Source organism: Micromonospora sp. NPDC049645, assembly GCF_040675155.1.
In the GTDB taxonomy this organism is placed as follows: domain Bacteria; phylum Actinomycetota; class Actinomycetes; order Mycobacteriales; family Micromonosporaceae; genus Micromonospora.
Window position 1 is genome coordinate 377,340 of record NZ_JBFAOI010000002.1, and the last position, 25,682, is coordinate 403,021.

A 25,682-nucleotide genomic window follows, 5' to 3' on the forward strand; every position below is an offset into this window, starting at 1 on the left:
AGAGCCGGGCGGAGGGGATGCCGGACGCTGCTGTGGCACTTGTGCCCGAGCGTCGAAAAGCGAGATCATCACGCATGCTCGACCCCTCGCCCGAGGACGACGGGACCTCACCGACCGTTTCTACGCCCCGGTTCGTGGGGCGTGACCGGGAGCTGGCGGCCCTTCGCGGCGCCCTGGCCCGACCACCGGCGATCGTGCTGGTGGAGGGTGAGGCGGGGATCGGGAAGAGCCGGCTGCTGCGAGAGTGGTTGGCGGCGCCGGACCAGCGCACCGCCCTGGTGTCGGTGTGCCCACCGCTTCGTGAGTCGCTGACGTTGGGGCCGATCGTCGACGCGTTCCGGGGGGTCGACCGCCCGGTGTCACGACTGCCCCTCACCGCGCTCGCGGGTGCGTTACGGCCCCTGTTCCCGGAGTGGTCAGCGGACCTGCCGCCCGCGCTCCAGCCCCTGGACGACGCGAAGGCGGCACGGCATCGCCTGTTCCGCGCCCTGGACGAGTTGCTGCGGGCGCTGTGTGTCGACGTTCTCGTGCTCGAGGACGCCCACTGGGCCGACGAGGTGACCTTGGAGTTCCTGCTCTTCGTCACCTCCCGGCAGCAGACGGACGGTCCGAGCCTCGTGATCTCCTACCGGCCCGAGGAGGTGGACGACGGGTCGCTGTTGCTGCGGCTGACGTCCCGGTTGCCGGCGGGCGTCACCCAGCTGCGGATCGCCCTGGCGCCGATGCGACCGGACGACACGGCGGCGCTGGTGTCCTCGATGCTCGACGGCAACCCGATATCGCAGGAGTTCGCGACGTTCATGCACGAGCGGACCGGCGGCGTTCCGCTGGCGTTGGAGGAGTCGGTTCGCCTCATGTGCGACCGCGCCGACCTCGTCTTCCGCGACGGTCAGTGGGTCCGGCTGAAGCTGCGCGAGCTACGGGTGCCGCCCACGGTGCGCGACTCCACCCGGGAGCGGGTGGGTCGTCTGTCGCCGACGGCGCAGCAGGTGTTGCGCGCCGCGGCCACGTTGGCGGAGCGGTCGTCGGTGGCCACGATCGCGGTGACCGCCGGCCTGCCACCGGCCGCCTGTCGAGGCGCCATCGCGGAGGCGGCCGACGCCGGCGTCCTGGACGCGGACGACCGCGGCCGGTGGCGGTTCCGGCATGTGTTGGCCGCCACGGCCGTCTACGAGGCGATCCCGTTGACCGACCGCAGACACCTGCACCTGCTTGCCGGCCGGGCCCTGGAGCACATCCACCCGCCGCCGGTGGCACGCCTTGCCCACCACTTCCGGGAGGCGGGCGAGACGCGGTCCTGGGCGCGATACGCCGAGCAGGGCGCCGAGCTGGCCATGGCCTCGGGTGACCACACCAAGGCGGTCGACCTGCTGGTCGACCTGCTGTCGTGGGCCGTGCTGCCGCCGGTGGACCGGGCACGGGTCGCCCGCGTCGCCGGAGTTGCCGCGCTGGGCCGTCGGGAACCGGTCGACGAGGTCCACCACCGGGTGATCCGTACCCTGCGCGCGGTGTTGGAGACCCCCGGTCTCACCGCCCGCCAGCAGGCCGAGATCCGCAACCCCCTGGGTCGGCTCCTGATCACCGGGGGTGAGGCGCAGGCCGCACTCGGCGAACTCGAGCAGGCGGTGACCAACCTCGGCCACGACCCGGTCGAGGCGGCCCGGGCGATGACCTACCTCGGCTGGGCCTACGCGGGACCGTGGCCGGCGTCGACCCATCGACGTTGGCTGGACCGCGCCGCCGCGCTCACCACCGAATTCGACTCTCCCGCGGAGCGGCTGAACCTGGCCGGCAACCGAGCCGCGGCACTGCTCATGCTCGGTGAGGAGGAGGCCTGGGACGTCGTCGCTGGCCTGCCCGTCGACGGCGCGACCTCGGCGGAGCGTCTCGACGTGGCCCGCATCCACGCGAACGTCGGGACCGGAGCACTGATCTGGGGCCGGTACGCCGACGCCGACAGACACCTCGCCGTGGCCATGCGCCTTGCCGAGGCCGAGCAGGCGTCCCGGTTGCAGCACAACGTCCGACTCGAACAGGCCAACCTGGCGTGGCTCACCGGCCGGTGGGAGGGCCTCGCGGATCAGAGCGCGGCGCTCGCCGACGCCGACCGGGACCGACCGGCGCACTACCTCGGCAGTGTTCGGCTCGCGGCCCGACTGGCAGCCGCAGCCGGACGGCGGCGCGCCGCGGAGGAGCAGTTCCGCCTGGTCCTCGAGGAGTCCGCCCGTCTCGGCGCAGCCGACGACACGGTGGAGGCCGCCGCCGCGCTGGCCAGACTGTGGCTGGCCGACGGAAACAGCGGCCGGGCGCTACAGATCACCCACGAGCCGATGGACACCGTCCGGAGGAAGGGCATCTGGATCTGGGCTACCGACCTCGTCCCGGCCCGGATCGAGGCGCACCTCGCCGCCGGCGACCTGGGGGCCGCGACACGGCTGGGCGACCAGCTCGCCAGAGGACTGCGCGGCCGGACGGCGCCCGCGCCCCGCGCCGCGCTCGCCGTCTGCCGTGCCCTGCTGCTCGCCGCGGCCGGAGACCACGCCCGCGCGGCGGCGGCATTCGATCGGGCGGCGCGTGCCTGGAGCGCTCTGCCCCGCCCGTACGACGCCATGCTCGCCCGCGAGCGTCAGGCCGAGGCGCTCATCGCGGACGGCCAGCTCGAACACGGTCGAGACCTGCTGGCCGCACAGTACGAGCAACTGTTCAGGCTCGGCGCCCGGGGCGACGCGGACCGTGTCGCACAGCGGCTTCGCGAACACGGCGCCGAGGTTCCGCGGCTGTGGCGCGGTGGCCGACGAGGGTACGGCGACCAGCTCTCACCGCGCGAGCTGGACGTGGTCCAACTGGTCGTCGCGGGTAAGACGAACCGGGAGATCAGCCGGATCCTGACCAAGTCGCCGGCAACGGTGGATCAGCAGCTGCGCGCGGCGATGCGCAAGCTGAAGGTGACGTCCCGGACCGCGCTCGCGGTCAAGGCGGTGGAGGCCGGAGTGTTCGCGGACGAGGACTCCCTCGACGCCCCGTCGTGAAAATTGACGTATCCGCTGGATAGCGACGGCCACTCGGCCCATCGAGCATGTCTCCATGATTCATAGCCATTGGGCAATGCGTGCCTGAGCGACCTGTCGCGCGTGACGGTTCCGCCATCGAGCGCCCGCCACCGCCCGCGCTGCCCCACGAGCCGCGCGTCAGCGCCCCCGACGCCCCCGACGCCCCCGACGCCCTCGTCGCCCTCGTCGCCCGGGACGCCCGGGACGCCGACGGTGCCGACGACCACGAGCGCCACGACCCTTACCAGCCCCTGTAGGCCGAAGGAATCCCCATGAGACTGAGAGCCCTCGCGGCTTCGCTGGCCGCAGCGGTTGGCCTGAGCCTGATCCAGGCACCACCGGCGTCCGCCGCTGAGCCGGATCCCGGCGCTGCCGCCAACAAGATCGCCTCGGACCTGAAGGACCGCTTCCGTACGCAGCCGGCGTCCGACTTCTGGATCACGTTCGACACCGGAGCCGACCTCGGGCCGGCGAAGAAGATCACCGGCTGGACCGCTCGCGGTCGGTTCGTCTACGACGCGCTCACCGGGGCGGCGAAGAACTCCCTGGCATCGGTCTCCACCGAACTCGATCGGGCGGGCGTCAAATACACCTCCTACCCGATCGCCAACGCCGTGCTCGTCAAGGGGGGCAACGAAAAGCTCGCCCTCGACGTCGCGTCGAAGGTGCAGGTCGCCGAGATCCACGCGACGCCGGAGGTCGCGCTGGTCAAGCCCGTCGACGAGAAGAGCCCCGCCGACCAGGCTGCCCGGCCCGCCGCCCCGAAGGCCGCCGCGGAGGGCACCGTCTCCTGGGGTCTGGACGCCATCCACGCCCCCCAGGCGTGGGCCATGGGCGCGACCGGCGCGGGCATCACCGTGTCCAACCTCGACTCGGGCGTCCAGTTCGACCACCCCGCCCTGGCGCACCAGTACCGCGGCACGAAGCCCGACGGCACCGTCGACCACAACTACAACTGGATGGCCACCCGGGGCACGTGCGCGGACGCGCCGTGCGACGACAACGGACACGGCACGCACACCATGGGCACCATGGTCGGCGACGACGGCACCAACCACGTCGGCGTCGCCCCGGACGCGCAGTGGATCGCCACGAACGGCTGCTGCGACAGCACCGGCGTCGAGTCGCTGCTGCGGTCCGGCTGGTGGCTGCTCGCCCCGACCGACGTCCACGGAAGCAACCCCGACCCGTCCAAGCGGCCGCACGTCATCAACAACTCGTGGGGCCAGAACGTCGAGCACAACTTCGACGACTTCTTCCAGGCCATCGACGAGGCATGGAGCGCCGCGGGCATCTTCAGCGTGTGGTCGTCGGGCAACACCGTGCCGTACGCGGCCTGCGACACCGTCTCCTCGCCCGGCTCGGCCCAGAGTGCCTACTCCGTCGGCGCGTACTCATCGGACGGCACGCTCGCGTCGTTCTCCCGCAAGGGTGCGGGTGAGGGTGGCCGGATCAAGCCGGAGATCTCCGCTCCGGGCGACGCGGTGCGTTCGTCCTATCCCAACGACAGCTATGTCGAGATGTCCGGGACGTCGATGGCGGCACCGCACGTCGCCGGCGCCGTCGCGGCGCTGTGGAGCTACGACCCGACCCTGATCGGGCAGGTCGAGGAGACCCGTCGCCTGCTCGGCGAGTCGGCCGTCGACGTCGACGACACCGAGTGCGGTGGCACCGCCGAGGTCAACAACAAGTACGGCGAGGGTCGCCTCGACCTCGTCCGGCTGCTCGAGCTCGCGCCCCGCGAGGGCGGCACCCTCACCGGAGTCGTCACCGCCGACGGCGCCCCGGTCCCCGCCGCCGACGTGACGATCAGCGGTCCGTTCAGCCGGTCGATCGGAACCGACAAGGACGGCAGATTCACCACGAACCTCCCGGTCGGTGACTACCAGCTCAGTACCAAGGTCTTCGGCTACCTGACCGCGACCGCCAACGTCACGATCTCCCTCGGCCAGGACACCTCCGTCAAGCTGCCGCTCACGGCCGCCGCGCGGCACGACATCAGCGGCAGGGTCGTCGACGACAGGAAGCGGCCCGTCCCGAACGCCGACGTCGTCGTCAAGGACACGCCGCTGAAGCCGGTACGCACCGATGCCAACGGCGCGTTCACGATCAGCGCTGTCCCGGAGGGCGGGTACGCGCTGAACGTCAAGCCCAACGCCTGCTTCTCGCCCACCACGCTCCCGCTGACCGTCGGCGCGCAGAACGAGCCGCGCGAGATCCCCGTCGGGCTCGTCGTCGACGAGGGTGGCTACCGCTGCGCCGTCTCCGAGGGTGAATACCTGCGCGGTACCGACCCGGTCGCGTTCACCAGTGGTGTGTGGGCGACGGTGAAGCTGCCGTTCCCGGTCGCGCTCTACAACGGCAGCCACGACAGCCTCGGCGTCAGCCTGCGTGGGGTGATCTCCCCGGACACCACCACCGGGCCCGGCAGCGGTGGTGCGGGCATCTTCCCGTTCTACGTCCAGACCCCCGTCGAGTTCGCGCCCGGTGGGGGAGTCTTCACGGCAGCCACCAAGGTCGATGGCGAGGACGCGTTCGTCGTGGAGTTCCGCGATGCCAAGCTCTGGGCCTATCCGACCCGGTCGGAGTACACGGACCCGGTCAGCTTCTCGGCCACGCTCACCCGGTCCGGCACCGTGATCTTCGGGTACGGCGACGGTGTCGGGACCGCCGACGCGGTGACCGCCGGCGCGCACGCCGTCACCGGCATCCAGGGCTGGGCCGGCGTCGACGGCATCCGGTTCTCCGACAGCGCCCCGGTGCTGCGCGACGGCATGATCGTCAGCTACGACATGCCTGACTTCGGCTACCTCGACGCGACCGTCGTCGACCAGAACGACGGGCTGCCGGTCGCCGGGGCCAAGGTCTCCTTCAGCGACAAGTCCGGGCTCGTCGAGACCGTCACGACCAACGGGACCGGCATCGTGCACCGCCAGCTTCCGGTCGGCGACTACACGATGACGGTCGACGCGCCGAACTACCCGAGCGCGGCGTACCCCTTCTCCCTCGACAGGCTCTACGCGAAGGCGAAGATCGACGCGCGGCTGACCACGGGTGTCGCCGGCCTGAAGGCCGACGGCCTGGACGCCGTGATGGGCACCAACCAGAACGGCGTGGGCTCGCTGACGCTGACCAACAACGGTTCCGCCCCACTCACGTACAACCTGGGCGAGGCCGCCCGCCACCCCGACCTCGACGCCGCCGGCGCCACCGCGCGCACCGGAAAGGGCGCGGCCAGCACGATCGACCTCGCCGGCTGGAAGGCCGGTGCGAGCGGCATGAAGCCGTCGAACGTCGACGGCAGGGCCGCGACGGCGAGCGCCGCGGAGGCACTGGCGGCCGGCAGGGTCGGCCCGACCTCCGGCGGTGACGTCCTCACCCGGATCGCCATCCCCGGCACGATCGCGGAGAAGGAGCCCTCCGGCATCGGGTACGACGGCGACGTGTGGGTCCACGACTACAACGCGCGGACCAACACCGCCTACACGGTGACGGGCAAGCCGACCGGGAAGGTCTTCGACGCGTCGTGGAACCCCACGTACCGGGCGTTCGACATGGCGCTCGACACCAAGACCGGTGACATGTGCCAGATGGAGGACAGCCCGGCCAGCTACATCCACTGCTTCGACCGCAAGACCGGCAAGGAGACCCGGCAGGTCAAGGGTGACTGGTCCACGTTGCAGCTGACCGGCCTCGCCTACAACCCGATCCGGGACGTGTTCTACGTCGGCGGCCGGGCGAACGGCATGATCGGAACCGTCGCCGGGACGTCGCACGACAACCCGGGTGCGCTGCTGTCCTTCTGCGCTCCGCCACTGCCCGAGGTGATGGGCCTGGCCTACAACCAGGCGTCCGACACCATCTGGTACACCGACCTCACCTCGAACCGGCCCACCCGACTGCTCCAGGTCGACCCCGACGACTGCTCGTTGGTGAACGCGTGGTGGTTCCCCGGCCAGAAGGTGGGCCAGGGCGGCGGCCTCGAGACCGACTCGACCGGTGCGCTGTGGGCGGCCGACCAGCTCGCCGACGACGTCGTGCTCGTGGATGTCGAGGACGACCTGCTCACCGACCTGCCGTGGCTGTCGCTCTCCTCGGGCGGCGGCACCCTCGCCCCGGGCCAGTCGACGACCGTCAAGGTGTCGATCTCCTCGAAGGGCGCCAAGCCGGGGGTCCTCGGCGCGAACATCGTGGTCAGGTCCGACTCCGGACGCCAGTCCAAGACCTACGTCCCGGTGACGCTCACGACCACGAAGTACCAGGTCGGCGTCAACGCCGGCGGCTCGTCGTTCACCGACGGCTCCGGCTACACCTGGTCCGGCGACCAGGCGGCCGGCAGGACGGCGTGGGGCTACGAGGGGAAGACGAGGGTCGCCTCCACGAAGGCCGGGATCGCCGGCACGACGGACGACGTCCTGTTCCAGTCGCAGCGCACCACGCCGGACAAGCAGTTGTTCTACCGCTTCCCGGACGCGCCCAAGGGCACCTACGCGATCGATCTCGGGTTCGCCGAGATCGAGAAGGTGGCCAAGGGCAAGCGGGTGTTCGACGTCGTCGTGGACGGGTCGCTGACGGAGTACGCGTACGACCCGGCCGCGGCCGTCGGGCTGAACGCCGCCGACTGGCGCACCGCCGTCGTGACGCACGAGGGCGGGCCGCTGACCGTGGAGCTGCGGGGGTCGAAGGGCCTACAGGCCCCGACCATCGCCGCGCTGCGGGTGACGCTCGACCCGCGTGCCGACGTGGTGGAGCCGGAGCCGGAGCCCGAGCAGCCGGAGCCGGGCCCGGTGCCGGTGGCCCCCGCCGGTCGCTCGTACTCGATGAAGGTGACCGACGGGCTCTACCGCCAGGGCACGCAGGAGTCCGGATGGCACGGCGACGACCTCTGCGGCGTGCTGTGGTTCGACTCCACGTACCTGCAACCGTTCTACGACACGTCCTGGGACGGCGTGTGTGTGACGACGAACGGCGCGCTGACCTTCGACCGCGCCAGCACGATCGGGAACAACACGGCACTGCCGTCGTCGTACCCGATCGACGCGATCTATCCGCTCTGGGACGACCTCGTCGTCGACGACGAGGCGGGCATCTACTTCGGCACGACCGAGGTCGATGGGCTGGCGGCGCAGGTCGTCGAGTGGCGCAACGTCGCCTTCTACAACGACCGGACGGCCCGGGTGAGCTTCTCGGTCACCCTGATCGCGGACGGTCGGGTCCAGATCGGGTACGGCGACGGCGTCGGCGGCGACAACCCCCTCACCCGGGGGTCGTCGGCGACAGTCGGCCTGGAGAGCCTGACGCGCAACCCGGCGAGCCAGTACTCCTTCGACCAGCCCGTCCTGAAGGCCGGCCTGGGGCTGGAGTTCACCCTCCCGGTCGCGGGCACGATCGAGGGCACGGTCACCGACAAGAACGACGGCAAGCCGATCGCGGGCGCGATCGTCACGCTCGGGGGGCCGAGCGGTGAGCGGGTCGTCACCACCGACGAGAAGGGCCGGTGGAAGGCCCAGGCGTTGGTCGGCGAGAACACCGTGCAGGTCGGGGCGCCGAACTACGTCACCGCCAACCACCCGGTGACCATCGCCAAGAAGGATCAGGCCGAGGTGGTCGACACGGCGTTGACCACGGGCGTCGCCACCGTCACCGGGGGCGAGTTCGACTGGCTTCTCGACCGGGGTCAGAAGGCGACGTCGAACGTGACCGTGAAAAACTCCGGCTCCGCCCCGCTCGAGGTGCGGATCAGTGAGCAGAAGCGCACCAGCGACGGCGGGCACGAGACCGGCGACCTTCCGTGGCTGACCCTCACGGGCGCGGCCGCGACCGGCACGGTCACGCTCGCGGCCGGCGAGTCCACCACGGTGACGGCGACGGCCGACAACGCCGACGTCGAGCCCGGCGTGCTCGTCGGGGACGTGCTCGTGGCGTCGAACTCCGGCAAGGGCGAGGCCCAGCTCAAGCCGGTCCGTCTGGCGACCTCGGCCTACTGGAGGGGCGTCGACGTCGGCGGCTCCGGGTACGTCGGCACGGACGGCTTCGGCTGGTCACCCGACCAGGAGCTCGGCTCGCGGTCGTGGGGCTACGTCGGCGGCAGGGCGCGTACCACGAGGGCCGACATCGCCGGCACCGAGGACGACGCGTTGTTCCGCACCCAGCGGACCGGCGAGACGTTCAGCTACGTGTTCAAGAACGCCCCCGCCGGGAAGTACCGGATCGGCCTCGACTTCGCGGAGATCGAGAAGGTCAAGGCCGGCAAGCGTGCCTTCGATGTGCTGGTCGACGGCAAGGTCGTGCTCTACGACCACGACGTGCAGGCGAAGGTGGGTGCGCTGGCCGCGGACACGAACATGGTCAGTGTCGAGCACGCCGGCGGCGATCTGACGGTCGAGCTTCGCCGCGAGAAGGGCGAGGGCGACCCGATCCTCAACGCCCTGAGGGTCCAGCAGGACCCGCGCCTGTGAGATAGCCGAATCTCGTCCGCTCCAACAGTGGTCGGAGTCTCCTCGGAAGGGATCTCCGGGGAGGCTCCGACCACGAGCGGAACACCGACCGTCAGAAGCGCCCTATTCCGCTGCCGGTCGACGGCGGATGACCAGCAGGGCGATGTCGTCGTTGGGGTGCTCCTCGGCGGTGGTGACCATGATGTGGTCGCACAACGCCTCGGCTGGCCCGGACTGTACGGCGTCGGCGAGCCGCTCGATCCCGGTGTCGATGAGTTCGCTGCGGCGTTCGACCAGTCCGTCGGTGTAGAAGACGAGCGCCGCACCCGGCGGTAGGTCCAGGACGGTGGTGCGGCGATTGGCCACCGGTCGGCCCACACCGAGTGGCCGGTCCACCGTCAGGTTGACGAGCTGGGTGGGTTGGCCGGGGACAGCCAGCAGCGGTGGCAGATGGCCGGCGCAGGAGAGGTGCACCGTCGCGCGGTCGGGTGCGATCAGGGCGTACACGGCGGTGGTGAGGGTGCCGGCTTCGAAGTGGTGGATCTTGCGGTCGAGTGAGGTCAGCGCCTGGGCGGGATCGTCGGAGTCGAGGGCGTACGCGCGTAGCGCGCTGCGGATGCGACCCATGACGACGGCGGAGGGCAGCCCGTGCCCGGAGACGTCGCCGATGACGGCGCCCAGCCAGCCCGAGGGCAACGTGAACACGTCGTACCAGTCGCCGCCGATGCCGAGGTCGTGGCCGGGAATGTACCGGGCGGCCAGGTCCAGGCCGGGGATGTCGGGTAGCCGGCCTGGCAGCAGGCTGCGTTGCAGGGCCAGCGCGGCCTGCCGGTCGAGGGCCTGCGCTCGGGCCTGACCCGCGAGGCTGGCACGGTCGGCGACGAGCTGCAACAGCCGCACGTCGTCGGGACCGAACCGCCGCAGGGCCAGGGAGCCGACGTGGAGTACGCCGACGAGGTTGCCGTTGACCAGCATGGGCACGCCCAGCAGGGCACGTATGCCCGTGGCGAGCAGGATGGGGTTGACCACGTCGTCGGGCTTGACGTCGTAGATCGTGACCGGTGCGCGTGTGGCCGCGACCCGCCCGGCGAATCCGCGTCCGACCCGGACGCGGAAGCCGCGGCGTACCTCCTCCTCCAGGCCCTTGGCCGCTGTCGCGACCAGCTCATCGGTGTGTTCTTCCAGCAACAGGATGGTGGCGGTATCGACCTTGAGCAGGTCCCGGACCCGTTCCAGGAGCTCGTCGAGCAACTCGGCGATGTTCAACACCGACAGGGCGGTGTCGGTGATCGCCTCGATGCGACGCAGCCGCTCCTCGTTCGTCATCAGCTCGGCATCGGCCACCCGAGAAGCCTAGACGCTGGCACGTCGCCGACGGTCCGCGAGCAGCGAGATCAACAATGTCGCGCCGTCGGCGCTTGATGAACGTGCCCCTTAGTCCGGGTTTCGTCGTCGTCGACGCTCGCGGACTTGACGGCACCCGCGGGGACGCTCGGGGTAGCGGTGGCCGGACAGACGACCGGACGGCCGCTCGCCAGGCACGGCGAGCGGCCGTCGGTATTCTCGTTCAGCTGCCGCTCAGCAGCGGCCGAGGTCTTCCCACTGCTGGGTCCAGCCCGGCTCGGAGCCCTGCGTCCAGTACCGTGCCCGCCACAGATGCCTGCCGTCGCCTGACGGCGGACCGCTCGGGTCGCCGTACCTGCTCTTCTCGTGCTTCACCGTCTGACCGCCGGTGTAGGCCGTGCCGAAGGCCCACTCCGGCGCGGTCGAACAGTTGGCCGCCGGCGGCGGCGTGGTGGGTGGTGTCGTCGGTGGCGTGGTCGGTGGTGTCGTCGGCGGGTTCGTCGGGTTCGAGCAGCCGCCCGTGGTGGCCACCGTGTCCGCGAACGTGCTGCCCGCCGTCCGGTACGCCGCCGTCTTCGAGGTCACCTGTGCCGGGGTCAGCGCCTGGTTCTTCGCGAACAACACCCAGTCGACCTGCTGTATGTAGGTGCTCAGCCCGCCGGTGTGGGCCGCCGTGTCGATGAACCAGAGGTTCCAGTTGATCGTCATCGTCTGCCGCGGGTAGAACTTGCCCGAGTGGTCGCCCACCTGCACGCCGTCGATGTAGTAGATGACGTGACCGTTCGCGACCGTCGCCACCAGGTCGTGCCAGCCGTTGAGGCTGCTGCGCTGCTCCGAGTGCACGTTGTCCGCGTACCAGGGGTCGTTGCGGTAGGTGTACCAGGTCGTCTGGTAGTTGATCGGCCCGGTCTCACCCCACCCGCCGTTGGGCAGGTACTCGGAGATGTCCAGCTCGCTGTAGGTCGGGTCGAGATCCCCGTTCAGCGGGCTGATCGTGAAGAACGTCTGGTTGACGTGGTCGCCGTCGTTCCCGCCGGTGGGGGTGTCGGTGAAGCGCACCCGGCTGGCGTACGTGCCCTCGAGGTAGCGCTTCTGGGTGCTGTAGAGCTCGGCCTGGTTGGTGCCGGCGCCGGTGCCGTCGGTCGAGGCGGTGAGCTGCATGACCTTCTGGCCGCTGACGGTGGGGAAGGTGATGCTGTTCGGCGACCAGGTCGCCCCGGGTACGCCCGGTCCGCCGGCGTAGCTGCGCGGGGTCCAGCCGTGCGCGGTGAGTGAGCTGTCGCTCGACGACGTGTAGGAGAAGTCGTCGAAGAGGTAGCCGCATTCGGCGGCGGAGGCGCTCGGTGCGCTGCTGAAGACCGCGAGCGTGCCGAGCAGGGTCGCTGTTCCCGCGAACCCCATCAATCTACGTTTGTCGATGGACATGAGTCGGGTCCTCCGATGGGTGGGGGTGGAAAGGGACCTACTTGACCGCGCCGGCGGTCATACCGGCGCGGATGTGCCGTTGGAACGCGACGTACGCGACGAGCACCGGCAGCATGGCGATGGTCAAACCGGCGAACAGGCCGCTCCAGTCGCTGCGATACCCCTGGCTGACCGACAGGGCGGCCAGACCCTGTGCCAGGACGTACCGGTCCGGGTCGGGATTGAGAACCAGTGGCAGCAGGTACTGGTTCCAGAGCCCGAGGAAATTGAAGATGCCGACCGCGACCAGGCCCGGCCGGGCCATCGGCAGCATCACGCGGAAGAACACCCCGCCGTGCGAGCAGCCGTCGATGAATGCCGCCTCCGCCACCTCGCCGGGCAGCGTGCGGAAGAACGCGTGCAGGAAGAAGACCGTGAAGGGTACGGCGTACGCCGCGTAGACCAGGATCAGACCGCGGTACGTGCCCAGCAGGCCCAGCTGCTGGACGACGAAGAACAGTGGCACCAGCGCCAGGAACACCGGGAAGAACATCGCCGCGACGAAGGTGTAGTAGATGAACCGGTTGCCGCGAAACTCGTAGCGCGCCAGGGCGTAGGCGACCAGCGAACCCAACAGCATGGTCAGCACGAGCGCGCCACCCACGACGAGGACGCTGTTGAGGAAGTAGCGACCGATGCTGGCCTGGGTCCACGCCCGGGACCAGTTGTCGACCTGTGGCGCGGCGGGCAGGGACCAGGGGTCGTTGAGGATCTCGTCGTCGGTCTTGAAGGAGCTGACCACCGCCCAGAGCAGCGGAAGCGCGGTGACGACGGCCCAGGCCAGCATGGCGAGGTGCACCGGGAAGGCGGCCCCCGGCCGTTGGACACGACGTTCGGTCATGCGGGTCCTCCCTCGGCATGCCCTCCTGGCCCTTGCTGCGCTGCGGTGCAGTCGGTCATGCCAGCTTCTCCCTCGGCATGCCCTCCTGGCCCTTGCTGCGCTGCGGTGCAGTCGGTCATGCCAGCTCCAGCCGTTCCCTGCGGCCCGAGCGCAGCGCCAGCACGGCCAGGGTCAGCGTGGCGAAGAACAGGGCGACTCCCATGGCCGAGGCGTAGCCGAACTTCCCGTACTGGAAGGCGTTGCGGTAGAGCGACAGCCCGATCACCTCGGTCGCGCCGTCCGGCCCGCCGGGCCCGACGGTCATCACCTGGACGACGGCGAAGGCGTCCAGCGCCGCTATGCCCAGGTACACGAACGCGACGTGCACGCTCTCCCGCACCAGCGGAAACGTCACCGTGCGGAAGGTCGCCCAGCCGCCGGCACCGTCGAGCAGCGCCGCTTCGAACAACTCCCGCGGAATGCCGTCGATCGCCGCGCTGAACAGCACCACGTAGAAGCCCACCGACGACCAGACCAGGACCGCCATCACCGCGATCAGCGCCAGCGACGGTGACGCGAGCCAGCTCCGGGTCAACCCGTCCAGGCCGACCGACCGCAGCGCCCCGTTCAGCAGCCCGTTGTTGGGGTTGTAGACGAACCCCCACAGCACCGCGATGACCACCAGGGACAACAACTGCGGAAAGAAATAGACGATCTGGTACGCGCCGGAGCCCGCGATCCCCCGTCGTCCACCGCGGCCACCGAGATGCATCATGCTCGCCAGGAACAGCCCGATGCCGATGGTCACCAGTGGCACCACGACCAGCATCACCGCGTTGTTCCGGACCGCGTGCAGGAACAGCGAGTCGCCGCCGAGGCGGGCGTAGTTGCCCGCCCCGACGAAACGCGCCTGGCCGGCGACGCCGGTCCAGTCGGTCAGCGACAGGTAGAAGGCCTGCGCGTACGGCGACAGCACGAACACGGCGTGCAGCACCAGCGCGGGCACCAGCGCGCCGGCCAGGAACCGCCACCGACCGTGTCTCATCAGCGGGTGTACTTCTTCACCGTGGAGTCCTTGGCCAGCCCGTCGGCCGCCTTCTGGATCCGGTCCGACCACTGCCTGGCGGTGAGCCGCCTGTTCACCAGCTCGCCGGTGGCGTCGTCGACAGCCTTGGCCAGCGGCGCGTACCAGGTGCGGAAGCGGTAGGTGAACGTCTCGGTGCCGGCCGCCCGGACCGCGTCGCGCACCGAGCCGAGGCCGCTGCTCAGCGTGAGGCCGTCGGTGGCCCCGGCCACGGCGGGCAGGGTTCCCGCGGTCTCGGCGAATGCCTTCGCCGACTGCTTGGAGAACAGGATCCGTAGGTACTCCATACCGCCGGCGGGGTTCTTGGCCTTCGCCGGCACCAGGAACGACTCGCTGCTCGCCGCCTGCACCGCCGTCTGCCTCAGGGCGTCCGCCGTCGTGCGTGACGGCACCGGACCCATCACCATGTCGAAGTTCGCCGGCGTGATGCCCTTCTGTTCGCTCTCCAGCCAGGACCCGCAGGGGATGAACGCGGCCTTCCCCTGCGACCAGGCGGCCTGCGCCTCGGTGTGGGACAGCGCCTCCGAGCCGGGCATGAGGTAGCCCTTGCCGGCCAGTTCGGCGAAGGCCTCGGCCGCGCCGATCAGCCCCGGCGCCTTCCACGCGTTCGGTTCGAGGTTGTCCACCGCCTTGATCATCGCCGTTCCGCCGGTCTTGGCGGCCATGCTGAGCAGCGGGTCGTTGATGTACTCCGGGTACTTGCCCTGGTACGTCCAGGGCGCGATGCCGGCCGCCTTGATGGTCGCGCAGAGCGCGAGCATGTCGTCCCAGGTCGTCGGGAAGGTCCAGCCCTTCGCGGCGAAGAGCGGCCTGGAATACCAGAGACCCCAGACGGTGTAGGTGAAGTTGAGCGTCAGCGGCAGCGTGTCGAACGTCCCGTCGTCGACCACGCCGGGCAGCAGCGTCTCGCGCACCGTCCTGCCCGGGTCGTCGTAGGCGGGCGCGTCGAGCAACTGGCTGAGATCGCTGACCTGCTTGGCGCTGACCAGCGTGGCGATGTCGAGGCGGCTGGCGCCGGTGTTGTCCACGACGTCGGGCGGGGTGTTCGCGACGAATCGAGGCTGCAACGCCTCGCCGATCTTCTGGATGCCCTGATGGTCGATCTTCGCGCCCGCGTACCTCTGGGTGTAGAGCGCCTCGGCGCGCTTGGCGTACTCGTCGCCGTACCCGCCCTTGAAGATCACGACCTCGAGCGGCGCGTCCGCCCTGACGCCCAGTGGGTTGTCGGCGCTCTTGGTGCCGGTGTTGCCGGCGGCCGGGTCCTCGTCGTCGCTGCCGCCGGTCACGCAGGCGCTCAGCAGGGGCAGGGTGACAGCGGTGGTCGCCGCCGCGCGCAGCACGGTTCGTCTGGTGGGGTACGGTCCGGACAGGGGTGAACGGTTCATCAGCTGGGCCTTTTCCCTATGCGGTACGCCGGATGCGCCCGGCGTACCGCGCTTCGATGAGTTTGTTGTGCTCCCGCCCGCCCGGCACGTTGTCGGACAGATAGACCGGCGGGGTGACATTGAGCGCCAGCAGCCGTGCCACCACCTCGGTGACGATCTGCTGGGCCAGCAGGGCCGCGGTGATCGACGAGACCGCCCCGACCGCGCCGCCGCCGTAGTCGAGGGACGCGTCGCCGTACGGAGCGCCGTTGTCGAGCACGATGTCGGCGAGGTCGGCGAGCTTGAGCCCGCTGTCGTGCCGCGACTCGACCCGGGCGGAGTGCTCGACCGAGGTGATCGCGATAAGCGCGTGTCCGCGCTGCTTCACCAGGTGCGCCATCTCCACCACGGCGCCGTTGACGCCGGAGTTCGAGGCGATGACGAACGCGTCGTCGGGCTTGATCGGGGCGAGTGCGTAGAGGCGGTGCGCGACGTCGGGCGTGCGTTCGAGTTGCGGGTCGCTGAGGACGCTGGTGGGCTCGCCGCCGTACAGGACGATGTCGCGTAGGGCGATCCTGTTGGTGGGCACGAGACCGCCCGCCCGCCCGGCGATCTCCATGGCGAGTGCCTCGGAGTGTCCGCAGCCGAACGCCTGGATCACCCCGCCGGCCTGCAGCGTCGCGGTCAGCAGATCGGCGGCCTGTGCCACCCGGTCGCCCTGGGTGGTGCCGACGCGTTCGATGGCCCTGGTGATGACCTCGACATAGTCCGCGCTTGTGATCGTCACAGCGGCTTTTCCTTCCGTGCTCGCTTACGGTTCGCGTTGGTGTCCGGCATCCGGTGTGCGTCGACGGCCCGCACGGTGAGTTCGAGAGCTTCGGCGGTCCGCTCGTAGGTGCGCTGGGCGACGGCGACGTAGATCAGGTCGAGGATCAGCAGCTGCGAGTGCAGCGCGGAGAGGGCCGCGAGCCGGAACGTGGTCTCGTGCACCGAGGTGGTGAAGACGACGTCGGCGACCTCGGCCAGTGGTGAGCGGGCGTACGAAGTGACCGCCACGGTCAGGGCGCCGTGATCGGCGGCCTCGGCGAGCATTTCGATCGCCTCCCGGGTGCGACCGGAGTGCGACAGGCTGATCGCGACGTCGCCGGGCCCGAGGAGCGCGGCGTTGGTGAGGGCGGTGTGCGTGTCGGCGCGGTACCGCACCGGGATGCGGATGCGCTCAAGTCGAAAGGCCATCTCACTGCCCGCGGTGCCGCTGCTGCCCAGCCCGAAGATCTCCACTCGACCGGCGGCGGCGATCGCGGCCGCCACCCGTTCGATCGCGGCCGTGTCCAGGCCGGACGCGGTCGCCTGGATGGCCCGGGTGTCCGCCGCCGTGATCACGTCGAGGACGCTGACGATCGGGTCCTCCGGCGCGATGTCCCCGGAGATGTCGGTCTCCCAGCGTGCCTGCTCGGCGCGACCGGTCTCGGTCGCCACCGCCACGCGCAGGTTGGCGTACCCCTTGAAGCCGAGGGCCCGGCTGAAGCGGGTGACCGTCGCGGTGGAGGTCCCCGATCGTTCGGCCAGGTCGACGATGCTGGCGTGCGCCGCAGTCTCCGGATCGTCGAGGATCGCCTCGGCGATCTTCGCCAGGGCCTCCGGCATGGTCGGCCCTTCCATGCGGAGCCGCACCAGCAGCCCGCCACTCTCACCCGTCACCAGTGATCGTCCTTTTCATCGAGTAGCTATGAAGATGAAAATTACGACCACATCGCCGCCTAGTCAACAACAACTTTCTATGCTTCGATCTGCGGCATGGTGCTCGTACTGGGTGTTGACGCCGGTGGCACGGCGTCCCGGGCGGTCGTGGCGACCCGGGACGGCACCGTGGTGGGCCGCGGATCAGCCGGCCCGGGAAACCCGACGGTGGCGGGGCGGGCCGCCGCCCGGTCCATCGGGACGGCGGTGCGCGACGCCCTGGCCGCGCACGACCCCGCGTCGGTGCGCAGCGGCGTCGCGGGCATCGCCGGCGCGGGCGTCATGGCGGACCCGGAGATCACGGCGGCCTTCGGGCACGAGTGGGCCCAACGGGGTCTGACCTGCCCGGTGACCATGGTCGGCGACGCCGTGACGGCCTTCGCGGCGGGCACACCGGCGCCCTCGGGAGCAGTGCTCATCGCCGGCACCGGCGCGGTCGCCGCCCGGATCGACGACTGGCGCGTCCGTCGCACCGCCGACGGCCTGGGCTGGCTGCTCGGCGACGAGGGCTCCGGCCTGTGGCTCGGTCTACAGGCGGTCCGGTCGGTCGCGCGGGCCTGGTCGGGACCCACCGCGCACGGCGAACTGGCCGCCGCCATCGCGGCGCAGGCGGGCGTGACCAGCTGCGACGAACTCGTGCACTGGGCCGGCCGCCAGCAACCGGCGGCCTTCGCCGCGCTGGCACCCCTGGTGTGCGCGTACGCCACGGCCGGCGATGCCCTCGCCGAACGGCTGACCACCGAGGCCGCCGCCCGACTGGTCGCCACGCTCGGCGAGTTGGGCCCACCGGACGGCCCCGTCGTGCTCGCCGGCAGCCTCCTGACCAACACCACGCCCGTGCGAACGGCAGTCCTGGCCACCCTTGCCGGCCCGGCGGCGACCGCCCGGGACCCGGCGATCGGGGCCGCCTGGCTCGCACTACGTCAGCTCACCGACCAGGAGGAGGCGGCGCGCCTGCACCAACGCATGCTGCGACCCGATGGCGGGGCCACCGAGGCCGGACACTGAGCCTTCGTGAGCCGGGGGAGACCAACAACCGTCACCGGTCACCGGCGATCACCACACCGGCCTCATAGGCCAGCACGACGAGTTGCGCGCGGTCACGGACGTGCAGCTTCGCCATCGCGCGGTTGACGTGGGTCTTGGCGGTCACCGCGCTGATCACCATCCGTTCGGCGATCTCGCCGTTGGACAGGCCCTGCGCGACCAGAGCGACGGCCTCGCGTTCACGGACGGTCAGCTGCGCCAGCGCACCGGTGTCGAAGCGCGGCGGTGGCTGGGCCACGTACCGGGCGATGAGCCTGCGCGTGATCGCTGGTGCGAGCAGCGCGTCACCGCGTGCGGCCACCCGGACGGAGTGCAGGAAGTCCTCCGGCAGAATGTCCTTGACCAGGAACCCGGCCGCGCCGGCCCGCAGGGCGTCGAAGACGTACTCGTCCAGTCCGTAGTTGGTCAGGATGACCACGTGTACCCCCGCCAGGGCCGGGTCGGCGGCGATGCGTCGGGTCGTCTCGATACCGTTGACGACGGGCATCTGGACGTCGACGAGCGCGACATCGGGCAGGTGCCGCTGGGCGAGCGCCACCGCGTCGCGGCCGTCGGCGGCCTCGGCCACCACCACGATGTCGTCCTCGGCGTCGAGCAGCGCGCGGAACCCGCTGCGGATCAGCGGCTGGTCGTCGACCAGCAGGACACGGATCACGACGCACCAGGCACCGGAAGCTCGGCATGCACGGTGAAACCGCCCTCACTGCGAGCCTCGGCGCTCAGTCGTCCGCCGAGGGCGCCCACCCGTTCACGCATGCCGAGCAGCCCGACACCGGGCTCCGCCGCGGACGCCGGCCGGGCCGTGCCATCGTCTTCGATCTGGACGATGATCGCGTCGGGACGGTACTCGACCCGGACCGAGGCCGAGGCGGCCCCGGCATGTCGGGTGACGTTGGTCAGCGACTCCTGCACGATCCGGTACGCGGTCCGCTCCACCGCGGCCGGCAGCCCCATCCGGTGCCCCTCGATCGTCAACGTCGCGTCGAGGCCGTTCACCCGTGCCCGCCGCACCAGCTCCGCGACCTGGTCGAGACCGCTCGCCGTCGCGCTGCCGTCGTCCCGGAGCGCCTCCAGGGTGACGCGCAGCTCGCGGGACGCCTCGCGACCGGCGTCGAGGATCGCCAGAAGCGCCTGCGGCACCGGCTCGCCACGCTTGCGGGCCAGGTGCACGGCGGCCTCGGCCTGCACCTTGATCACCGAGATCTGGTGGGTGAGCGAGTCGTGCAGCTCCCGCGCGATGTGCAGCCGTTCCTCGTCGGCGCGGCGCAGCGCGCTCTCCTCGCGGGTGCGCTCGGCCTCGTCGGCCCGACGCTCGGCTTGGCGCAGCGCCTCACCGGCCGCGCCGGCGGCGATCAGCCAGGCCAGTTCGAGAACACCCCTGGCCTGGGCGAACGCCTCGCCCACGGGCAGGCCCGAGGCTATCGCCGCCACGGGTAGGGCCGCCAACATCACCACGCTCGTCACGGCGGTGGCGGTACGGTGTCCGGCCCGCATCGCCGCGTACACGGCGACCAGATAGGCGACCGCGAACACGTCGAAACCCACGGCCTGGTAGCCCAGGGCGCACACACCGGTGACCAGCAGCACGACGACCGGAACGCGTCGCCGCGCGGCCAGTGCCAGGCCGCCCACCCCGAGCAACGCGAAGCCGAGCGGATCGGCTCCGGTGGTCGCGTGGTCACCCGACAGTCCGGTGAGCAGCAGAACCGCCGCCACACCGAGCGCGATCGACCAGTCCCGGACGCCGATCCGTGCGCTGCTCATGCGCGCACCATAGCCCGCGGTCGGCTCCCGGCGAGTCGTGCTGGCGACGGTCCAGCCCCTACCGCGTACGCGGTACCGCCGGGCCTCGCCACCCACACCCGCAGCAGTCGGCTGCCGCACCGGCGGCAGCGTGAATGTCCACGTCCGCACGACGTCACGCGGTCGGCGAACGGACAGGATCAGCGGCATCCGACAGAGAAGACGAAGGAGACCTTCATGCCCATCAGTGAGCTGCTCGCCGCGTCCACCGTCGACGCGTACACCCTGACCGGTGATCGTGTCGTGGCCAGCGTCGCCGCCTTCGTGGCGCTGGTTGGCGCGCTCATCGGCGCTCTGGCACTGGCCCGCCCCACCGACCGCCATCCGAGGTGGCAGGCAGCGGTGGCCCTCGCGGCGGGAGGCATCGGGATCGTCGCCGGCACGCTGGTGGTGGTCACCGCCGACGGAGGGCCGGGAACCGGCAACGGCATCGTCGGTGGCTACGCGGCCCTCGTGCTCGGGCTGACCGCCGCGCTGCTCGGCGGGGTCGCGCTCGCCCGCCGCCGCCGTACCGCCTGAGATTGGGCGACCGGTCCGCGTGCCACGACGGTCTACCATTCGGCTGTGTCCGGAGACACCACAGGAAGCCGCACCGCGGAGCCGGCACGGCAGCGGTTCGTGGTCTGCGGGGACGGCGCGGTGGCTCGTCGTCTGGTCACCGAGCTGACGGACCGCTACGGCGTTCCGGTCACCGTGGTCCTACCGTCGACGAGCGGGCACCACGTACCCGACTCCGCCGACCTCGCGTCGGACTTCACGGTCGCGGAGAGACCGCCGGAGATCATCACCGCGCGGCGCCTGACCGGGGAGGTGCTCGATCAGGCCGGGGTCCGCGACGCCGCGGCCGTGGCGTTCGTCGGTGTCGACGACGTGACCAACGTGGACGCCGCCATGATCACCAGGGAACTTGCGCCGGACGTCCGGCTGGTGGTCAGACTGTTCAACCCGGTGCTCGGCGAGGGCGTGGCGTCGATGCTCGGTGACTGCGCCGTACTCTCCGGATCCGAGATCGCCGCACCGGCGTTCGTCGCGGCCACGCTCGGGGACGCCACGCCGACGTACCTGCGACTGCCCGACGATGAGCTGCTGCGTACCGCGATGCGCAGCGCCGTTGACCCGGCCGGGGTGGATGTCGTCTGCGGTCTGGCCGACACGACCGGCTCGGAGCCGGTCGTCCTTCCAGCGGACCAGGATTCGGCGGACCTGGTGCTCGTGCGCGCCTACGGACGGCGCCGGATGGACCCGCCGCGCCGACGGCCACGGCTGCTTCGGGCCCTCGGGTTGGTGTTCAGCCGCAATCTGCGACTGGCGTTGGCCGGCACGGCCGCGTTACTCGCCGCGGCCAGCGTCCTGCTGGCGTACACCCGCGGTGTGAACCTCGCGGAGGCGTTCTACCTGACGCTGCTGACGGCGATGGGAGGCGCCGAGGCCGACTCCGCCGCACCGCTCACCGAAAAGGTGACCGCGGTGGTGCTGGTGACCACCGGGGTGGCGCTGCTGCCCACGGTCACCGCCCTGGTGGTGGACTCGCTGGTGCGCGCCCGGCTGGCGGTCGCCGCCGGCGGCATGACCGAGCCGATCGACAACCACGTCGTACTGGTGGGGCTGGGCAACATCGGCACCCGGGTGCTTGAGGAACTGCACTCCCTCGGCATCTCCGTGGTCGCCGTCGACCGCGCCGAGTCGGCGCGCGGCATCGGTGTCGCCCGTGAGCTGGGTCTGCCGGTGATTGTCGGCGACGCGACCCGCCCCGAGACACTGCGAGCCGCGTCCGTGCACACCTGCCGAGCAGTGGTGGCGTTGACCGACGACGACGTCACCAACCTGGAGACAGCCCTGTCCGGGCGTTCCGCGCACGAGGCGGAACGCGCCCGCTCGGCAGCGACCAGGCCGCCGTTGCGGATGGTGTTACGGCTCTTCGACGACGGCTTCGCGCAACGCACGCAGCGCATCCTGGGCATCGACGAGTCACGCAGCGTCTCATCCCTGGCTGCGCCGGCGTTCGCGGCCGCCATGATGGGTCAGCAGGTCATCGACACCATCTCGGTCGGCCGCCGGGTCCTGCTGGTGGCCGAGTTCCCGGTCGGCGCCGGGTCCGAGATCGAGGGCCGGTACTGCCGAGACGTCAACCAGCCGGGCGCGGTGTGGGTGATCGCGGTGCGGACCGGACGGGCGGGACAGACCATCTGGTCGTTGCCGGAACGTCGGCCACTGGTCCGCACCGACCGGCTGATCGTGCTGGCCACCCGCGCCGGTCTCGCCGCGCTGCTGCCGCGCACCGTACCCAGCCCCGATGCCAAACCGCTGGCCGACGTCGCGCCCCTGCGGCTGCTCGCACCGACGCCTCGCCACGGTGCGTGAACGGGTCCTTCCAGCCCCGGCACGGGGTGGACAGCCCGTCGGGCCGCCCACCCCTGACACCGGGTCAGTAGCGACCGAGGATGCGCTTGTCCGCGTCCAGGCGGCGGTCGAGTTTGATCACGATGAACTCGTTGTTGTCCGCCTGTCCGGGCGTGCGGCCGGTCGACGACGGGAAGTTGTTGTCGTTGAGGACGGCGAGCGTGCGGTCGTCGAGGATCACCACGTCCTCGATCGTCTGGAACGGGAACGTGAACGTCTCGCCGAAGCCGCCGACGTGCCGTGGGTTCGCGATGTCCATCAGGTCCGCGACCAGCGTCTTGTCGAGCAGGCCGTCGCGGTTCCGATCACGCTTGTCGGCGAGATAGATCTTCTTGACCTTCGCCGTCTCACCCTGGCCGTTGTCCCGCTCGATGATCAGGAAGCGGTCGCGGTCGACCATGATGGCGTCACCGATCGCGTGCGCGGGCGAGTCGAGCGCGTAGGCCCAGCGCCGGCCGGTGTAGGCGTTGGTCCTGGTGTCGAACTCGTTGAGCCGAAGAGTGCCCGCCGGATCACCGGCGACCGTGCCTTCGAGCAGCGGGTAGAGCGTACGACCGTCCGGCGACTGGGCCATGCCCTCGAAGCCCTTGCTGCTGGCGAGGTTGGCCGGGGTCGCACCGCGGCCGGGGTTCTCCGGGGCGAACACGCCCGGCAGCGGCACCGGCGCCTGTAGGAGGCGACCCGCGCGGTCGAAGTGCAGCAGGTACGGGCCGAACTCGTCACCGATCCAGTACGTGCCGTCCGCCGTCCGGGTGATCGACTCGACGTCGAAATCGGCCCCGGTGAGCACGCGGTCGGCACGAGTGAGCGGGAATGGCACCTTGCCGTTCGGGTCGGTCAGGTTGATGCCACCGACCACGTCCACGGCGCCACTGGCGAAGTCGGGCGCGATCCGCTGCACCCGCAGCACGAAGTCGGCGCTGTTGGCCTTGTTGCCGAAGCCGTTGTCGGACAACACGTCGAAGGTGCCGTCGGAGTTGCGCAGGACGCCGCTGAAACCCTGAATCGGTTGGTCGGCGAACGGCGGGATGATCCCGTTGATGGGCGCGGTGCCGAGCGACGAGCCCGACGGTTCGCTGCCGGGAACGAAGCTCATCGCCGGCAACGCGGCGAACGACAGCAACTCGGCCCGGTGTGACGTGCTCCGCCCGGCCTGGTCTGACGTGCTCCGCCCGGCCGCGGAAGCGGCACCGGGCAGGGTCAGGGTCAGGGCGACCACCGCGGCGCCCAGGCCCACCCGCTTGCTTACTGCCATCGATCCTCATTTCGTCGGGACGAGCAGGACCTGCTCGGTCGTGATCCGATGGCACGCTAGGCCGACGTGGTGAATTCGAACTGGCCGCAGGGGAATGGGCGCTCTAACCGTGGGCTCACGTCTCGGCGACCTCGACGCCCCGGCTGCGGCTTCACCCCGACGTGATCTCCGTCCTTCGGTGGCGGCCGGGGCGGTGCCGGCGGTGGTGTTGGACGCCGAGGCGGTGGCCGCGCTGCTCGGCTGAGGCGTTCCGCCGGGATCACCGCAGGGACGCCGCCGCCGGCTACCCGGTCCCGGCGGTCTATGCCGACGGGACCGCAGCCTGCACTCGCAGAACATGCTGACCTCACGCGGCCCGGTCGTCATCGACTGGCGCACCGCGGCCGAGGGCCGGCGACCTGGACGTGGCCTTCCACGAACGCGAACGCCTGTCCCTGGACCGTCGACGCCGCCGAGGGGCCGGCGTCGGCGCGTCAGCCGGCCGGCAGCAGCCGCTGGGCCGACAGCCAGACGGTGTAGGGGTTGATGCGGTCCGGGTAGCGTTCGATCAATGTGAAGAACCACTCCTCGCGGGACGGGCCGCCGGCGAGCAGTTCGGCTGCGACGTCGAGATACTCCCGCGTCCGACCGATGTTCGCGACGTCGTCGTCCCGGGTCGGGTCCCGGTGCCCGGCGACGACGTGCGCGGGATCGAGTGCCGCGACGGTGTCGAGGGCTGCCCGCCAGCCATCCAACGTGCCGTCGGGTGATTCGGCGAGATACTGGTGCACGTTGTTGTAGACGACGTCGCCGGCGGCCACCAGCCCGATCGACGGCACGTGCAGGACCGTCGAGTCGTCGGTGTCGCTGTGTCCGGCCTCGACGCTGACGAGTTGCTGGCCATCGACGGTGAAGCCGTCGGACGGCACCGCAACGATGGGGGTCTCGATCGGGAAGTCGCCGAGCTGGCCCGGGAACAGGCTGGGCCAGGGTGCCCCCGGCACGCCGTCAGGCGTGCTGCGCATGATCCGCTCGACCGTCCGGGGGCTGGCGTACGCCATGACACCGGGGAATCGCCGCACCAGTCGCCCAGTGCCGAGCCAGTGGTCGGCGTGCCAGTGAGTGATGTAGATGTAGCTGAGCCGCTTGTCGAAGGACTCGATCCAGTCGGCCAGGGCATCCGTTTGCGCCACGGTGATCGGTGGATCCACGATGGCGGCTTCACGGGCGCCGTGGATCAGCGTGTGGGCCAGCGGGGACCAGTACGGTCGTCCACCGTTCGGCATGGCGGGACCCTGCACCGGCGCGAGGTCGGAGACGAGTACGTCGAAGCGCAGTGTGGTGTCGCCGGGCATGACGAATCCTCAATTCCCGTCAGCGGTGGCGAAGTAGTCGGCGTAGGGAGTTCCCTTGAAATGCTCACCCATGAGCCGGGAGAAGAGCAGCACCGCCGGTAGCGGCCGGTGGTTCATGACCAGGTGCTGGACCTTGCCCTGGTCATTGCGGTAGAGCACGGCGATGTTGGCGATGGGCTGACCCTGTATCCGCGAGGAGTAGTCCTCGATGTAGCCGTTGGTGTCGTACTCGCCGGTGAAGACGAACTCCTGGTATTCGTAGAGCGTCCGGGCGTGGGACAGCAGTGTCAGCACGGCGTCGGCGCCTCGCACGGTGCCGTTGAGCACCGCGCCCTCCATCGTCACGTCCTCGGCCAGTTCGTTGATCCAGGAAGGGTTGTAGTCGGTCCGCCGCCGCGACGGATCGCCACTTCCGAGGTAGGTCATAGTTGAACCCTAAAACCCCCTTTCGCTTCCTCGTGGGGCATTCGGTCAACTGGGCGGTCCGGCTGTCGTACGCTTCGCGGCGTGACGCCGCCGGGCCCACGTCGCCGGGAGGCC

General features: G+C 70.6%; 19 protein-coding genes. 7 read left to right on the top strand and 12 right to left on the bottom strand.

Annotated features, from left to right (window positions below; translation table 11 throughout):
- Positions 1-74 precede the first annotated feature (74 nt).
- The 3 genes from AB0J33_RS07160 (at position 75) to AB0J33_RS07170 (ending at position 9,508) form a co-directional block, all read left to right on the top strand.
- Complete coding sequence (locus tag AB0J33_RS07160; protein WP_363610815.1) at positions 75-3,029, top strand: AAA family ATPase; 2,955 nt, start codon at positions 75-77, stop codon at positions 3,027-3,029.
- 80 nt (positions 3,030-3,109) lie between these two features.
- On the top strand, positions 3,110-3,307 hold the full coding sequence (locus AB0J33_RS07165) for a hypothetical protein (RefSeq protein ID WP_363610817.1): 198 nt from the start codon (positions 3,110-3,112) through the stop codon (positions 3,305-3,307).
- Positions 3,308-3,322: 15 nt separating this feature from the next.
- Complete coding sequence (locus AB0J33_RS07170) at positions 3,323-9,508, top strand: S8 family serine peptidase (RefSeq protein ID WP_363610819.1); 6,186 nt, start codon at positions 3,323-3,325, stop codon at positions 9,506-9,508.
- Positions 9,509-9,610: 102 nt separating this feature from the next.
- Here AB0J33_RS07170 and AB0J33_RS07175 read toward each other — a convergent pair whose 3' ends face one another.
- The 7 genes from AB0J33_RS07175 to AB0J33_RS07205 form a co-directional block, all read right to left on the bottom strand.
- Positions 9,611-10,831 (bottom strand): GAF domain-containing SpoIIE family protein phosphatase, encoded by a 1,221-nt coding sequence (locus AB0J33_RS07175; protein ID WP_363610821.1) that lies wholly within the window; start codon positions 10,829-10,831, stop codon positions 9,611-9,613.
- Positions 10,832-11,065: 234 nt separating this feature from the next.
- Positions 11,066-12,256 carry a glycosyl hydrolase gene (locus AB0J33_RS07180; protein ID WP_363610823.1) on the bottom strand — a complete coding sequence of 397 codons (1,191 nt, stop codon included), beginning with the start codon at positions 12,254-12,256 and terminating at the stop codon, positions 11,066-11,068.
- Positions 12,257-12,293: 37 nt separating this feature from the next.
- Positions 12,294-13,136: a carbohydrate ABC transporter permease gene (locus AB0J33_RS07185; RefSeq protein ID WP_363610825.1), complete on the bottom strand. Its 843-nt coding sequence runs from the start codon at positions 13,134-13,136 to the stop codon at positions 12,294-12,296.
- A gap of 115 nt (positions 13,137-13,251) precedes the next feature.
- Positions 13,252-14,160, bottom strand: a complete 909-nt coding sequence (locus AB0J33_RS07190; protein ID WP_363610827.1) for a sugar ABC transporter permease — start codon at positions 14,158-14,160, stop codon at positions 13,252-13,254.
- On the bottom strand, positions 14,160-15,584 hold the full coding sequence (gene ngcE, locus AB0J33_RS07195; RefSeq protein ID WP_363610829.1) for an N-acetylglucosamine/diacetylchitobiose ABC transporter substrate-binding protein: 1,425 nt from the start codon (positions 15,582-15,584) through the stop codon (positions 14,160-14,162). The genes AB0J33_RS07190 and ngcE overlap by 1 nt, the downstream gene beginning before the upstream one ends.
- A gap of 16 nt (positions 15,585-15,600) precedes the next feature.
- Positions 15,601-16,350 carry an SIS domain-containing protein gene (locus tag AB0J33_RS07200; RefSeq protein ID WP_363610831.1) on the bottom strand — a complete coding sequence of 250 codons (750 nt, stop codon included), beginning with the start codon at positions 16,348-16,350 and terminating at the stop codon, positions 15,601-15,603.
- Complete coding sequence (locus AB0J33_RS07205; RefSeq protein ID WP_363610833.1) at positions 16,347-17,264, bottom strand: MurR/RpiR family transcriptional regulator; 918 nt, start codon at positions 17,262-17,264, stop codon at positions 16,347-16,349. Before AB0J33_RS07205 ends, AB0J33_RS07200 begins: the two co-directional genes overlap by 4 nt.
- A gap of 96 nt (positions 17,265-17,360) precedes the next feature.
- Here AB0J33_RS07205 and AB0J33_RS07210 point away from each other — a divergent pair, with 96 nt between their 5' ends.
- On the top strand, positions 17,361-18,311 hold the full coding sequence (locus AB0J33_RS07210) for a BadF/BadG/BcrA/BcrD ATPase family protein (RefSeq protein ID WP_363610835.1): 951 nt from the start codon (positions 17,361-17,363) through the stop codon (positions 18,309-18,311).
- A gap of 31 nt (positions 18,312-18,342) precedes the next feature.
- Here AB0J33_RS07210 and AB0J33_RS07215 read toward each other — a convergent pair whose 3' ends face one another.
- The gene (locus tag AB0J33_RS07215; protein ID WP_363610837.1) at positions 18,343-19,005 is read right to left on the bottom strand and encodes a response regulator transcription factor; all 663 of its coding nucleotides are present in this window, start codon (positions 19,003-19,005) and stop codon (positions 18,343-18,345) included.
- Entirely contained in the window at positions 19,002-20,114 is a 1,113-nt protein-coding gene (locus AB0J33_RS07220; protein ID WP_363610839.1) for a histidine kinase, read from the bottom strand. The genes AB0J33_RS07215 and AB0J33_RS07220 overlap by 4 nt, the downstream gene beginning before the upstream one ends.
- A gap of 216 nt (positions 20,115-20,330) precedes the next feature.
- On the opposite strand from AB0J33_RS07220, the gene AB0J33_RS07225 reads away from it, so the two are divergent.
- Together AB0J33_RS07225 and AB0J33_RS07230 are read left to right on the top strand one after the other, a co-directional pair.
- Positions 20,331-20,672, top strand: a complete 342-nt coding sequence (locus AB0J33_RS07225; RefSeq protein WP_363610841.1) for a DUF6223 family protein — start codon at positions 20,331-20,333, stop codon at positions 20,670-20,672.
- A 45-nt stretch (positions 20,673-20,717) separates the two neighbouring features.
- Positions 20,718-22,514 carry an NAD-binding protein gene (locus tag AB0J33_RS07230; protein ID WP_363610843.1) on the top strand — a complete coding sequence of 599 codons (1,797 nt, stop codon included), beginning with the start codon at positions 20,718-20,720 and terminating at the stop codon, positions 22,512-22,514.
- Positions 22,515-22,578: 64 nt separating this feature from the next.
- On the opposite strand, the gene AB0J33_RS07235 is transcribed toward AB0J33_RS07230, so the two are convergent.
- A complete protein-coding gene (locus tag AB0J33_RS07235) occupies positions 22,579-23,808 on the bottom strand; it encodes an esterase-like activity of phytase family protein (RefSeq protein ID WP_363610845.1) in 1,230 nt (409 codons plus the stop codon).
- Between the two features lie 109 nt (positions 23,809-23,917).
- Here AB0J33_RS07235 and AB0J33_RS07240 point away from each other — a divergent pair, with 109 nt between their 5' ends.
- A complete protein-coding gene (locus AB0J33_RS07240; protein ID WP_363610847.1) occupies positions 23,918-24,052 on the top strand; it encodes a hypothetical protein in 135 nt (44 codons plus the stop codon).
- A 229-nt stretch (positions 24,053-24,281) separates the two neighbouring features.
- Here the strand turns inward: AB0J33_RS07240 and AB0J33_RS07245 are convergent, their stop codons facing one another.
- On the bottom strand, positions 24,282-25,142 hold the full coding sequence (locus tag AB0J33_RS07245; protein WP_363610849.1) for an MBL fold metallo-hydrolase: 861 nt from the start codon (positions 25,140-25,142) through the stop codon (positions 24,282-24,284).
- A gap of 9 nt (positions 25,143-25,151) precedes the next feature.
- A complete protein-coding gene (locus AB0J33_RS07250) occupies positions 25,152-25,568 on the bottom strand; it encodes a hypothetical protein (RefSeq protein WP_363610852.1) in 417 nt (138 codons plus the stop codon).
- Between the last annotated feature and the right edge of the window lie 114 nt (positions 25,569-25,682).